Source organism: Gammaproteobacteria bacterium (genome assembly GCA_029882975.1).
Lineage (GTDB): Bacteria > Pseudomonadota > Gammaproteobacteria > SZUA-152 > SZUA-152 > JAJDNG01.
This window is the reverse complement of the sequence record JAOUJW010000014.1, coordinates 67,141-81,348: the sequence shown is the minus strand read 5'-3', so window position 1 is coordinate 81,348 and position 14,208 is coordinate 67,141. Positions and strand designations below refer to the sequence as shown.

Genomic DNA, 14,208 nt, shown 5'->3' with positions numbered 1-14,208 from the left:
TTTAAACCAAAGCCTAGGATGCATTAGCTGCCATGCGAGATGGGATCCGAACGCGAAACGTGGAACCGCAATGCAGCTCACTTTTCACCGTGATTTCACCGCCCATTAAACAACATATTTTTTGACTGATGGGCAATCCCAAACCCGTTCCTTTGTTATCTTTTCTGGCACTATCCAACTGTGAAAACTCATTGAAAATTTCATTGAGTTTGTTGCTATCCATACCCACACCTTCGTCCGCCACCTCGAACACCATCCATTCGTCCTTACCACCTCGCATACGAGAAACTTCCAAACGAATGGCCTTACCTTCGGCGAAACGAGTCGCATTACTGAGCAGATTGATTAACACCTGGCGAATTTTGGTTTTATCCACATACATTTGCCCAAGATCACCATCGTAGTGCACACTGAACTTATTGTTGTGTTTAGCCAACAAGGGCTCCATGGTCAGAATGGTTTCATCCACAAAAGGTTTGACCTCTACCCACGTGGGGAAAAAATCCATTTTCCCCGCCTCGATTTTGGACAAATCGAGTATGTTATTGATCAAACTGAGCAAATGGGTTCCGGCCGAGTTGATTCTCCCCAAATCGCTAACCAGTGTTTCATCCTTATTGTGTTCGGCCTCTTCTTTCAGAAGTTCGCTGTAACCCAAAATGGCGTTTAGTGGGGTGCGCAACTCGTGACTCATACTGGCCAAAAATTTACTTTTAGTCTGGCTGGCTTTCAACGCTTCGTCTCTGGCCACCGCCAACTCTTGTGTGCGATCCCGGACTCGGTTTTCCAGATCGTCATGGGCTTCACGTAAGCGGGACTGACTTTGACGCAGCTCATACACATACTTGGCGATGGAGTCAGCCATGTTGTCAAATGCCGTACCCACCACAGCCACTTCATCCGAACCTTTTAACTTGACACGCATGTCTAGGTTACCGGATGCAAATTTACTGGCGGCCTGAGCCAGTGCACTTAATCTCCGGGTGAGCAAAATACCCAACAACATTCCAACCACGGCGGTTACGATCATGCTGATCACAGCGATCTTAACCCCAAGCTCCATCACCTGACGATTAACCTCGATTAACTCCGCATGGGAAAAGTTCACTGCCAATATTCCCAACACACCCGAGGTATTACTAATCTCCTCCACGCGCCAGAACCGGTCGTTGTCATCCACCATGGTCGGAATGGTGCTACCAAGATCCTCCACCGCACTGCTCACGAGAACCCTGCCCTTGCGATCTGCAACCAGTATTTTCACCACATGTGGATCTTCCACATACTGCTCGATATACGGCTGTAAATCGTCAAATTCCAATGTGAATAAAGCAATACGGCTTAAATCTATAATCTGCTTCACTATCACATTTTCATTGATGATCAAATGCTTACGATTTTCATCCAAGGAACGGGATAAAGTCAGCCACAAGGTAAACGCCATAATAATTGCTACTAATATAAAAAATACAATGGCGATACGATACTTGAAGGAAATGCTGTTCATTGCGGCTTATCCACACCAATGGATACGTAGTCTATTTTTCGAGCAATTTGACCAAATCACGAATCACATCATAATCTTTATCTTCAACCGCAACAAACGGTTTCATTCGACCGCGTTTCAGTAACATTATACCTTCTTCGTTTTTACTCCAACCCAGAATGGCAGCCCGAATTTTATTTCGCAGCTCTACTGGCAAACGCTTATTGGCAATGTAGAGACTGTGAGGAATCGTTCGGCTCTTGGCTAAGCGATTGAATTTGGTTTTCATCTTAGCCTCAAAAAAGCGGATAGGGGGTGCTGCTGTACCACATACGTCCGCCAGACCTACTAGTACTTGTTGCATGCAGGAAACATGAGAACGCATGTGACGAACTTCCATATCTTTTTCCGGATTGATTCCGTTTTCTATTAACAGCGCTTTGGTCAAGCGGCTCACCGCTGCAACATCAGGAGGTAAAGCCAAACGCTTGCCCTTCAGATCCGCAATAGTTTTGATGGGACCGTCTTCTTTAACCACTAATACTGCAGCCAACTCCTCTCCTCGCGATGCCAACGGCACATAGTCGTGTTTATCCGCAAGTCGAATGTAGTCAAAGGGCTGAACAAACGCGATATCGTATATTTGCGAGTCAGAGCGCTCCATAAAATTCCGATAACTCAGGCTGGATCGAAATTGGATTTCTCTCCCCAGTGCATCACTAATGGAGGCCGCCATAGGCGCGAAGATGTTCTCTAACTCTCGTGCAGGCAAAAATGGAAAAACTCCCATTTCTAATGGTTTGGAATTATTTGCGCTGGCAGGCAAGCAGACCATTAAAGCTAGCCAGAATGACAACACCGATTTTCGAATGTTCATAAGTTTCCCCTAGCATTGCGGTTCGTAGGAATGTAAATAAAAAGTATACAATTATGTCGTCAATTATTAAGATTTATTAAGCCCTAACAACGCCTTTTCACAAATTGATATGTTACAAACCTCAACTAGCTAGATCACACCACTTGGATTTGTGATTGAGAAGGTAGGAAACGATGAAAATATTGGGGCTAACGAAGGATCGGAAGCTAAGGTAAAATCGTACTCGAAATTGTGGCGGGTCTTAAGAGAAAGGGAGTGCGCACACTCCCCTACTCTGCCTTGCTGCTGCTTAACTTCCCTTGCTTTTTAATTATATAGCCAATGCTTGGAAAATTTCCACCCTCACAAGCAGATACTGACTATTTTTCTTCTTCATCGACAGATTACATGCTAATTTTTTGTAAAAAGACAATTCCAACTCTAAAGAATTTTTTCTAAATAGGATTTAAGGGTTAACTTCTGTGACCCAATTCCTATTTCCATCGCTTGGACATGCCGATGTAGGCATTACCAACCAGCTGTTTTTTCGGGTGGCACTTATCAATATATTATCTGGGAGGTCAGACTCATGCCTACATGGTACTCTGTGGATTTGGGTGATGGCATCGATGCCTTTGCACCCTCTAAGAAAATTAAACAAGAATTCTATTCGCTTTTTGAGCGTTCGGGTAAACCAAACAATATGGCGGTATTTTCCCGTTATGATTTGAAATCCAATTGTTTTACGGTGTATTTTTCACCCTTGACCGCAGAACTGGCTGTAGAGTTTTCGGCTACACCTTGCGACAAACCGGAGTTCAGCAACAATTTATCCTTGTTAGCCGGACACAATCGCAGCATTAGTGAGTTGTTTCCTCTGGTCAATTAGTCGGATTTTGCTACTAACGTATACCCCAAACGGGAACGTATCGAGGATTTACCTCGTATCCATACCTTAGCCGATGTAGTAAACCACAGTCGCGGTCCTTGAAACGCGACTGCTGACACTACTTCGTTTCTATCAATGGGGGCCAAACTGCGCCCGGTTACTGCATCTCGCCCCACAGTAATAATAGGTTTGGATGCAAACGTGGAGGCCAGCCAAACGCTCTCTTCATGAACTGCCATGTTGTTTCCGGTTCCGGCACCAATCAGCGAAACCCATTGCTTGGCACCCGGCTCCAATAAGCTGACATAAATATCTTTAAGCCAGTGGGTCACATAGACACCACTGCCCTGCCCCATCATGCCCCCGGCAATATCCCAGGCGCTGTTGTGATTAAGGCCATGTTCTGTGGTATACAGACGAGCCTCCTGGTTTTTCGGGCTATAGCGTAGTACGCCACAACCAAACGTCCTCACCCCGATGTTATCCACAAAACTACCGTCACCCACCAGCCATATTTCGGCGTCAATAGCCCGCATGGTTAAGCTGCTGGGAGCACCTTGACACACAGAATCCAGCACCGGTTCTTGCTTCCAATCCTGTTCCGGATTGCGCCGTATTAAACCTGTGTTGGCCTGGTACAAATAGCCGTCCAGCCAAGCCTGAGCCATGGCGGTATCACCCACTTTTTGCCATTGTTCCAATTGAGTGTTAAATACATAGCTGCCCAATGCCGTCTCCTTACCATAGGAATGGGCCAAGCTTAGCTGCACAGCAATACCATCCGGCAGAGCCACCAATTCGCGCACCATCTCGTAAGCCACATTCTCAAATTGGCGGTATAGAGTCAGCGTCTTGCCTTGTACTTTGACTAAGCCCTTATCCGATCCTATCCAGAGCGCATCCCCCCGAACGAGTATCTCGTCCAACTGGCTTTCCGCTAAGATTGGGGGCATTGGAAACAAAGTATAATCACCAATGTTTTGTTCCGCTCCCAACTGAGCTTTGTGCACACTGGGTTGAGACTTTGTGTTAAGAGAAGACAAATCCGCGTCCGTGTCTGTCGCCAACATGACGATCAACACCACACTGAGAGCAACAAGGGATACAGCAGCTATCAGTAACTGCTTTTTATAGATTAACCATTCCATGAAAAAGGTGAATCCTTAAAGAGAGAAAATCAGGAGCTTCTGAATTCAATGACATTGTTGGCTTCAAATGATCCATCGGCCAACTGTTCACCCAGCAACAGTTCCATTGCTTCCAAAGTTCGTTGTAGGATTAAATCGGCATGGGCATGATAGCTGCGCAACTCGCACTTGATGGGTTCGAATAAATTATCCCGATGTTGGGTTTGAAACGCCGTCCACGCTACCACGGGCACATCCCCTTGAACACGATCCACCACAATCCAGGCATCTGCGTCCAAGATTAAATCCAGATGCTTTAATTTAGGGATGGCAAATCGAAGACTCTGACTCAAACGATGCAGTGCAACTTGCACGTGATTGAAGTAATTGGCATCCAACTCCCATTGCCTGAGTTCGTATACCGGCAAACCTTCCAAGCGTTCGTGCATTTTACGTCCTCTACTACCATACTCTTATACTATGGTCATGCAGTCTTTGGTCATGCAGTCTTTGGCGGCTGTAAAAATCGGCCAAAGACCCACTGAGCAGCGACAGGCAGGAACTTAAGCAGTTAAGCTGGCAAACAACTGCGGCAACTTCTCCGGCAAACGCTGCACATGATCAATTATAGTATAGTTGTTAGCACCGAATATGCGTTTCACATACGCATCGGCGTGAGGATCCAAAGTAAGACAGTAGGTCAACACGCCCTTGCTGTAGAGTTCTTCCACCGCTTTTTTCGTATCGTGACGCAAATGTTGCGGATCACGCTCATCAATATCCGCCGGTTCACCATCGGTCACCAACAAGATTAACTTTCGCTTTTCCGGCTGTTTCAACAAATGCTTACCGGCGTGACGCAAGGCCGCACCCATGCGAGTGGACAAACCGCCTTTCATTCCCGCCAAACGGGATTTGGCGTCATCATCGAAGTGCTGATTAAAATCTTTAAACCGGTAGTACTGCACGTCATGACGACCGTCGGAAGCGAAACCGTGCAGTGCAAATGGATCACCAATACCGTTGATCGCCGTAGCCACCAAAGTTGCGGCCTCACGGGTGAGTTGCAGTACGGTTTTGTCGGAACCGGATACGGTTTCATTGGTGGACTCGGACAAGTCCATCAATACCACCACGGAAAGATCGCGATTTTTAATCACATTGCGCATGGTTATTCGAGGATTGGGCTGCTCCCCCATACGAATGGAAATCATGGCATCAACGGCGGCATTAATATCCACTTCATCGCCATCTTCCATATTGCGTACCCGCTGTACGCCTTCCGGAGTCAACAAATCAATGATCTGCTTGATTCGCCATGCTACGGGGCGGTATTCGAGCATAATTTTTTCAATGTCTTGAACCATGCCTTTGGCTTGGCGTCGCTCGTAAACGGTTACCCAATCCGGGCGATGCAATTGAATATGATAATCCCATTCATGATAGTGGAACGGTTCGGAAACCGGCTCCTTGCCCCACATCACATTAAAACTTTTGGTTTTTTCCAGATCGTCTTCATAGGGAAACATTTCGGTTGGACAAGTCCAAATCTCCTGAGCATCGTCTCCCGCCAGTTCGCAATCCACTTCATTGGCCATTTCCACTACACTGACGGTCTTGCGCACTTGGCGTTGACTGGCAGCCACGTATTGGTTCATTACCTCAAAAGTGAATTCTTCAAACTCCCACACGAAACGGTTGTCATCACGATAGGGAATCCGGATTCGCTCCAGAATACGCAGACTGGGCACTTCTTTGCGGGTGGAAAAGAGATTAAACAACTCCATACCCAGATGCCAGGAAAACTCATTGTTGTCCTGCTCTGTTTCAATATTGGCGTGGAATTTTTCACAAAATGCATTTAATTCAGCGTCATCGGTTTTAACATTGGCGTCGAGCAGCATGAGAGCAACTTGCTCCAATACCAACATGGTCTTGTGTTCCACATCGCCTTCAAAGGCAACATCCAACAATGAACGCCACAGATTTTTCAAACCGGGAAATTCTTTGATGGCCTTGTATTCAATGCGGGCATCTTCAACAAAGCCAACAAAAAACAGCTGTGCAGGGCTGAGTTGTTCAGCAGAGATACGCGATTGGGTATAACAAATATGTGCCGCCATGTGCGCAGCTGTGGCACGATACAATTCCAAACCGGCAATATCTCCGATACTGTCCACCGCATCCGGCATATGTAACACATGGGAGGCAATGTAAGGTCGAAAATCAGTATAGTCCGCACCGGTCGGTCGCAAAAAGAAATCCCGCCCCCAAAGCGCACGCAAATAAAAATTTAACTTTCTTTGCGTGTCGATAAACAGCGTACCACGGCGCTCTTTCTGCAACATGGCCCGGCTGTCCTGGGATTCCAGGTTAAAATAGGAGGTCAGGTTATTAAAATCCCGACGATAGGCCTCGGCACCAAAATTAGCCCAACGCCTCAAGCCACTTAAGGTTAACTTGGACAAAAGCTCGTCAATGTGATTGAGCATGGGTCGCACGCCCCGAGCCGCCGTGGATGCCAACTGATGGACCAAGGTAAGATACCCACGCAACAGCTCCGCATCGCCGAGGCGGCGCGATGCCGTCGGTAAGCTGTCAAACAACAGCGCGATCACCTCACCGGAGGTCATGGAAGACAGCTTCATGGCTGCGGTGAGACAATCGTTAATGATGTCTTCACCACACTCTTTTGCAACCAATGGCATTTGTTGCAAATAGGATATCACCACCCCTTTGCCCCGCCCCAGGTTACAAAGGGCCTTGGCACCGTCCAGATATTCTTGCAAACCGGTCGGGGACATAACCCTGGCCGCTTCCTGGAAAGTTCCTTCCAGCACACTACGAACTTCAGGGGCGATACCGCTAATGTAATCTTCGTAATCTTCGAGTTTTATCGACATCTTCTTTACCTAAGCGCAAATCCGCAAAATGACTAACTGCTTATGCTCTTACCCACCAACCCCGACAATTTTCAACTGCCGGAACAGGGATCTTAACTAAAGAACGTTTGCACTGCCGCGTTTAAGGTATCACGCATATCCGGATCATCGGTCAAAGGGGTTACCATGGTCATGCTGCAAGCGGCAACCGGCTCCACACCTTTGCCAATTAATTGGCCTGCGTATACGAGCAAACGAGTGGAAATACCTTCGTCCAGGCCGTGACCTTTAAGGTTACGGGTACGATGGGCAATTTGTACCAGCTTGTGTGCAGTGTCCGCGTCCACACCGGACTCTTTGGATACGATAGCCGTTTCGATTTTCTCGTCCGGGTAGTCAAAATCCATCCCACCAAAACGCTGCTTGGTGGATTGTTTTAAGTCTTTCATGAGACTTTGATAACCGGGATTGTAAGAAATCACCAATTGAAAATCTTTGTGTGCTTCGATGAGCTCGCCTTTTTTGTCCAGCGGCAAGCTACGACGGTGGTCAGTTAGCGGATGGATAACCACCGTCGTATCCTGGCGTGCTTCGACCACTTCATCCAGATAGCAGATGGCACCGATGCGCGCTGCTGTAGTTAATGGTCCGTCCTGCCACTTGGTTCCGTCTTTGTCCAGCAGGAATCGACCCACCAAATCGGACGCCGTCATATCTTCGTTACAAGCCACCGTGATTAAAGGGCGTTTCAACCTGTAAGCCATGTACTCCACAAACCGGGATTTTCCACAACCGGTCGGTCCCTTTAACATGACCGGCATACGCGCGCTGTATGCAGCCTCGTACAACTCCACTTCATTTGCAACGGGTTCGTAGTAGGGTTCAGTTTCTATAACATACTGAGCTGGATCAACTGTGATATCACTCTTTGACATAACACACCTTCGATTGTTTTGAAGTTTGAAATTTACCTAAACAGCTACGCTGGTAGCGGTTGTCCCCTGAAGTTCCTTCAGAGCTCTAATCCTCATCATCGGTCTCGGTTTCTCCGGACCACCCGGCAGCCCGAGCGTTTTTCATCGCTTCGCCGTGTATTGCTTCATGGCGTTTGCGCAAATCTTCCGGCAAATGGGTAACCAGACAACCGTATTTATCCCATTCGTCGTTTACCTTCTGCAGCAAAGCATCGATGCCCGCCAAATTCCAACCTTCACAGGTTTCCGTTTCGGGAAGCAGGCCAAATACCCACGCATCACGAATAATTTTTCCAATAGTGGTCATGCCACCATTTATGTCATTGTTGATGCCTACGTACTTATCCGGTTTTGCCATCTTTGTAACTCTCTAAATCAGTTCTTATTAAGTTCTGGCGCTCTTGACAAGAAAACCCCTGGCCGGTTGCGGCCGGGCAGGGGCTCCTGGTATTACTTAACTTTGAACCCTGCGCGATTAAACGACTTTACCGCGATAAATGACCATCGCAGCACCGGCAGATTGCGCATAGTTATCAAAGCCCAGCAGACGAACGTGATTATCCGGGTGAGCTTTGTGGCAAGCTTCCACTTCAGCCAGAATAGCATCAACGTTGGTCTCACCGAACATAGGCAGTTTCCACATGTACCAGTAGTTGCCACGGGCATTTTCCGGCTCAGTGTGTTCGATACCCGGGTTCCAACCCTTGCCGACGATGTACTCGATTTGGGCACGGATTTGCTCGGGGGTCAGAGCAGGCAAGTATGAAAAAGTTTCAAACTTACGGCTTGATGTATCGCTCAAGCTCGATTTGTAATCTTGCATATCACTCATTGGTTTTACTCCAATTAAACAGTTCCAATTCCACATGGGGTGGGCTGACGCCCACCCTGTGATTTCAGCTTATTTGTGGGACACGTCCAGCTTGTCAACCGTATCAAATTCGAATTTGATTTCTTTCCAGGTTTCCATAGCCATCTTGAGTTCCGGGCTGCTCTTAGCCGCGTTGATAAGAATGTCTTTACCTTCTTTCTCAATCTCACGGCCCTGGTTACGTGCTTCAACACAAGCTTCAACCGCAACACGGTTAGCCGCTGCGCCCGCTGCGTTACCCCAGGGGTGACCCAGAGTACCACCACCGAACTGCAGTACGGAGTCGTCGCCGAAGATGCTAACCAGCGCAGGCATGTGCCATACGTGAATACCACCGGAAGCAACCGGCAGAACGCCAGGCATTGAGCCCCAATCTTGATCGAAGAAAATACCGCGTGAACGGTCTTCTTTGATGTAGCTGTCACGCATGATGTCGATCCAACCCAGGGTAGCGTCACGATCACCTTCCAGCTTACCTACAACGGTACCGGAGTGCAGATGGTCACCACCGGACAGACGCAGGATCTTAGTCAGTACGCGGAAGTGAATACCGTGGTGCGGGTTACGGTCTAATACGGCGTGCATAGCGCGATGGATATGCAGCAACATGCCGTTGTCTTGACACCATTGAGCCAATTGAGTGTTAGCAGACCAACCACCAGTGATGTAGTCATGCATAATGATGGGAGCGCCGATTTCTTTGGCGTATTCAGCTCGTTTCATCATTTCGTCAGAAGTAGGAGCGGTTACGTTCAGGTAGTGACCTTTACGCTCGCCGGTTTCCTGCTCAGCTTTCAAAATAGCTTCCATAACGAAATCGAAACGGTGACGCCAGCGCATGAAAGGCTGAGAGTTTACGTTTTCGTCGTCTTTGGTGAAGTCCAAACCACCACGCAGGCCTTCGTAGCAAGCACGGCCGTAGTTTTTCGCGGACAAGCCCAATTTCGGCTTAATGGTACAACCCAACAGAGGACGACCGTATTTGTTCAAAATGTCGCGCTCAACTTGAATACCTTGAGGCGGCCCATTACAAGTCATAACGTACGCAATCGGGAAGCGAACATCTTCCAGACGCAGTGCGCGCAGAGCTTTAAATCCGAATACGTTACCAACCAAAGAGGTCATAACGTTAACCACGGAACCCTCTTCGAACAGGTCGATGGGGTAAGCTACAAATGCATAGAAACAAGTGTCATCGCCGGGTACGTCTTCGATAGCGTAGGCACGGCCTTTGTAGTGATCCAGGTCGGTCAACAAGTCGGTCCATACAGTGGTCCAAGTACCGGTTGAAGATTCTGCAGCAACCGCCGCGGCAACTTCTTCACGCGGAACGCCAGGTTGTGGGGTTACTTTAAAGCAAGCCAGGATGTCGGTGTCTTTTGGTGTATACTCCGGCATCCAATACGTTTCGCGGTATTCTTTTACGCCCGCATCATATTTCTTAGCCATTCGCAATTCCTCTTAGGATTGAAAAAAATAAACTCTGTTGGTATCAGGGCATGCAGTATTGCCCAGCCAATGCATAATGTAAATTAAATAATAATGATGGAAAGCATAAGCATTTATATATGGTTAATATGTCTTTGTTTTCAAAGATATAACTGTAAAACTCAAAAAAACCTACTGAAATTATCAATTTTTTTCTAAAAATTGATGGCCCCCATGGTTGGTAGCGAATACACTAAAAAAACAAAAAAGACTTAATCCCATAGAACGGTTATGTGTAAAGGGTTCATATTTGGAATCAAATGAATTGACGCGAAGCTTTCTGGAACAAACGCTCACTTGCCACTTGTTCCTGGATGAGCAGCTCTACTTCCTCCACGCTAATCCCGCATTTTTGGAAGTTTGTAAAGTCAGCACGACCGAACTGCAGAAAAACCTTAGCGCACACCTCCCCGCCCCGGTTCTGGAAATCATACAACACAGTCTCAGCAGTAAATTTCCCAGCCGCAGTTATGCTGAATTGCTGTCATTTGGGGAAAATAGCGACACTAAGGCTCAATATTACGATATCGCCACCGATCTGTTGTTTGATGACAATGGCGCTGTAGCCGGCATCGTCTGCTCTCTTTGCGATGTTACCGACAAGGTTCTTGCTGACAAAAAACTGCTGCAGGAAAGCGAAACCCGATACGAGGAAGTCGCCGCCAGTGTACCCGGAGCGGTGTTTCAGTTATTAGTCACCCCTGACGGAAAACTGGAAGTCCCCTTCATGAGCGAAGGCTTCGCTCGCATCACGGGCATCAGCAGTCAGGACGTGGTGGCCAATCCGGCGGTTGCTTTTGGCGCAGTACATCCCGATGACGTGGGAACCCTGCGCGAACGCATTTTCAGCTCAGCGGAGCAACTACAGGACCACACTGCTGAATTTCGCTTGTATACCAAGTCGGGAGAACTTAAGTGGTTTCAAACCCGCACTCATCCGCACCTTCTGGACGACGGCTCCGTCCTTAAGCATGGCTTTATTTTGGATATAACCGACCAAAAATTCTCTGAACAACAATTACTTAGCTATCGTGATGATTTGGAGTCCAGCATTGCCGAACGCACCGCACAAGTCAAAGAACAGGCAGCTATCATTAACCAGATAAACGAGGCCGTCATTGCCACCGACCTGGAAGGATTCATCACCAGTTGGAACTGGGGAGCCCAACGAATTTTTAACTACACCCCCGATCATATGATCGGTAGGTCCATATTGAGCATCTACCCGGCGTCGCAACATTTAAGCATCTACTCCGAATTGCTTGAACCCCTGCACACAGAGGGCACCCACAAAATGGAACGAACCCTGGTTCGTAGAGATAAAACCGAATTTCACGCTTCCATTTCCTTAGCATCGCTTAAGAGTGACACAAAAACAGTTAAGGGCATCATCGCGGTTATTGCCGACCAGACCGAACAACGCCGCACCCAGAACGCACTAAAGAAACATCAAGCCGAAGCGATTGCCTTGTTGAACGCCGTTCCCGATAAAATTTTTCAGCTTAATCGCGATGGCGAAATCAAAGCGGCGCAAGTCGGCCAAGCTGCCACGGATGCCTACCGGAATATTAATGAACTATTTCCGGTAGAAATCAGCGCTAAGATCAAAACCTATGTCATGCAGTCCTTGGACGCTCGTGAAACCATAACGTTTGAGTATACCGATAGAGAGAACCATACTGAATACGAGGCCCGGGTCGCGGCCATCAGCAAGAACGAAGCCATGATGCTGGTACGCAACATTACCCAACGCAAGCAAGCGGAACAAATGAAAGAAGCCAATGGCCAGTATTTTCAAAGTTTGGACAAGATTTCCCGCATTCTTTCCGGAACCAGCGACCTGAGTACCACTCTCTTCCTGGCCATGGAAGAACTTTTGAATATTTTTGACGTGGAAAGGGCCTGGTTACTGTATCCGCTGGATACGGAGGCCGAGTCTTTCCAAATACCGGTTGAGGCCACCCACCCGGACTACCCCGGCGTTTATGTACAGCAAGTCAGTATTCCAATGACTGATGCCATACGCGCTATTGGCAGACAGATCCTATCCAGCGACAAGCCTGTGGTACATGATTTTTCCAATCTGGAGGGCAGCGCTGCTGTAGCCGGGATCGTTCCGGTTAAATCTCAAATCAGTATCGCCATCTACCCCAGAGACGGCAAACCGTGGATGTTGGGATTGCATCAATGCCGCAAGAACCGCAACTGGAGCTCTGATGAACAGCGTTTGTTCCACGACATCGCGCAGCGAGTCTCCGACACTCTGTCCAGTAAAATTCTTTTGCAGCGGTTGGAACACGAACTGGGTTGGCGCATAAAAACCGAAAGAGAGTTAGTAGAAGCCAAGAATATCGCTGAAAAAGCCAATCGCGCCAAATCGGATTTCCTTTCCAGCATGAGCCACGAACTACGTACCCCCATGAATGCCATATTAGGTTTTGCCCAAATTCTAGCGGTGGAGGATTTATCTGACGAACATTTAGATTTGGTCAATGAAATCAATGTCGCGGGCAGACATCTCATGGCACTGATCAACGATATCCTGGACTTGGAAAGAATTGAAGCCGGCACCATTACCATTCACAAAGAAAATACATCACTGCGTCATGTCATAGAAGAGTGCGAACACTTGATCCAACCCATGGCCCAAGCAAAAAATATTCAATTCCAACTGACGCCCGACTCCAAGATCAATACCAGCGTGTTTACAGACAGAGTGCGGCTTAAGCAAGTTTTACTCAATTTACTTTCCAATGCGGTTAAGTACAACAAACCTAATGGGAAAGTTAGTCTCAGCTGCAAAAAATCCAAAAAAAACCTGGCTATCACCGTGGCCGACACCGGCGTGGGGATATCAAAGGAAAAACAAGAAATATTATTTACCGCCTTTCAACGCTTCGGCGCGGAAAGAACCAATATTGAGGGAACCGGTATCGGCTTGGTGATCACTAAAAGTTTAGTAGACCTCATGGGAGGCACCATATCAGTGAAAAGCACACCCGATGTTGGCACAAGCTTTTGCGTCAAATTGCCCATCGAAGAACCTGTCGAACAAACCCTGAAAACATAAACGTAATTATTCACAAAAGACTTGGGATCCTGCATTAATCGTCTACAATATAACAAACCAATACAGGGAAGAAAGATGAAAAAAACCGTATTTGTGGTGCTCGCCACCGTTTTGGGAATTGGCTTGACCGTTTACATAACTCCGGTAAAACTTCCGACTCAACTACTGAACACATCCGGGTTTCAGGAAATTAACGAAACAAACCCAGCCCCAACTTCAAGCAACGCCGTGTTACAAAACGCAGCGCTATACTCCAACCACCCAATATCGGCTAATGTTAACGTCGGCCACGATATGCTGGATATAGAACACAGCATGGACTTGTTGGAACGCGACATGAATTACATAAAATCCTACAGCCATTCGCAAGTAGTACCCTAGAAAACCGCATAAAACTAACCCAGAAATCAGCTTCCTAATGCATGTAATTTCCGTGTAGCCCATAGCCGCTTATGATTGACGTAAAGAATAAACAGAAAATCATGTATTTTCCGGTTTGAGAGTTGACACAAACCAAGCCACAGGTGTAGTTTTTCAGTATCGAGCGGTATCCTGATCGGCTGTG

At 47.4% G+C, this 14,208-nt stretch carries 12 protein-coding genes; 3 read left to right on the top strand and 9 right to left on the bottom strand.

All coding sequences use genetic code 11. The annotated features are described in order from the left end of the window. Positions 1–13 precede the first annotated feature (13 nt). A complete protein-coding gene (locus OEY58_11975) occupies positions 14–1,507 on the bottom strand; it encodes an ATP-binding protein (GenBank protein MDH5326171.1) in 1,494 nt (497 codons plus the stop codon). Between the two features lie 31 nt (positions 1,508–1,538). Then, complete coding sequence (locus tag OEY58_11970) at positions 1,539–2,363, bottom strand: phosphate/phosphite/phosphonate ABC transporter substrate-binding protein (GenBank protein ID MDH5326170.1); 825 nt, start codon at positions 2,361–2,363, stop codon at positions 1,539–1,541. Between the two features lie 568 nt (positions 2,364–2,931). On the opposite strand from OEY58_11970, the gene OEY58_11965 reads away from it, so the two are divergent. After that, on the top strand, positions 2,932–3,231 hold the full coding sequence (locus OEY58_11965; GenBank protein ID MDH5326169.1) for a hypothetical protein: 300 nt from the start codon (positions 2,932–2,934) through the stop codon (positions 3,229–3,231). Here the strand turns inward: OEY58_11965 and OEY58_11960 are convergent. From OEY58_11960 to OEY58_11930, 7 genes are all read right to left on the bottom strand, one after another. Next, positions 3,228–4,379: a hypothetical protein gene (locus OEY58_11960; GenBank protein ID MDH5326168.1), complete on the bottom strand. Its 1,152-nt coding sequence runs from the start codon at positions 4,377–4,379 to the stop codon at positions 3,228–3,230. The two genes, OEY58_11965 and OEY58_11960, sit on opposite strands and share 4 nt — an antisense overlap. Before the next feature lie 29 nt (positions 4,380–4,408). Then, positions 4,409–4,807 (bottom strand): hypothetical protein, encoded by a 399-nt coding sequence (locus OEY58_11955; GenBank protein MDH5326167.1) that lies wholly within the window; start codon positions 4,805–4,807, stop codon positions 4,409–4,411. Between the two features lie 114 nt (positions 4,808–4,921). Then, positions 4,922–7,261, bottom strand: a complete 2,340-nt coding sequence (locus OEY58_11950) for a nitric oxide reductase activation protein NorD (GenBank protein MDH5326166.1) — start codon at positions 7,259–7,261, stop codon at positions 4,922–4,924. Positions 7,262–7,353: 92 nt separating this feature from the next. Further along, positions 7,354–8,175: a CbbQ/NirQ/NorQ/GpvN family protein gene (locus tag OEY58_11945; GenBank protein ID MDH5326165.1), complete on the bottom strand. Its 822-nt coding sequence runs from the start codon at positions 8,173–8,175 to the stop codon at positions 7,354–7,356. Between the two features lie 85 nt (positions 8,176–8,260). Continuing rightward, positions 8,261–8,572 carry a hypothetical protein gene (locus OEY58_11940; GenBank protein MDH5326164.1) on the bottom strand — a complete coding sequence of 104 codons (312 nt, stop codon included), beginning with the start codon at positions 8,570–8,572 and terminating at the stop codon, positions 8,261–8,263. A gap of 117 nt (positions 8,573–8,689) precedes the next feature. Further along, complete coding sequence (locus OEY58_11935; GenBank protein MDH5326163.1) at positions 8,690–9,046, bottom strand: ribulose bisphosphate carboxylase small subunit; 357 nt, start codon at positions 9,044–9,046, stop codon at positions 8,690–8,692. Positions 9,047–9,115: 69 nt separating this feature from the next. Next, positions 9,116–10,534 (bottom strand): form I ribulose bisphosphate carboxylase large subunit, encoded by a 1,419-nt coding sequence (locus OEY58_11930; protein MDH5326162.1) that lies wholly within the window; start codon positions 10,532–10,534, stop codon positions 9,116–9,118. Between the two features lie 289 nt (positions 10,535–10,823). On the opposite strand from OEY58_11930, the gene OEY58_11925 reads away from it, so the two are divergent. Beyond that, positions 10,824–13,643: a PAS domain S-box protein gene (locus tag OEY58_11925; protein MDH5326161.1), complete on the top strand. Its 2,820-nt coding sequence runs from the start codon at positions 10,824–10,826 to the stop codon at positions 13,641–13,643. A gap of 75 nt (positions 13,644–13,718) precedes the next feature. After that, positions 13,719–14,024, top strand: a complete 306-nt coding sequence (locus OEY58_11920; GenBank protein ID MDH5326160.1) for a hypothetical protein — start codon at positions 13,719–13,721, stop codon at positions 14,022–14,024. The last annotated feature ends 184 nt before the right edge of the window (positions 14,025–14,208 follow it).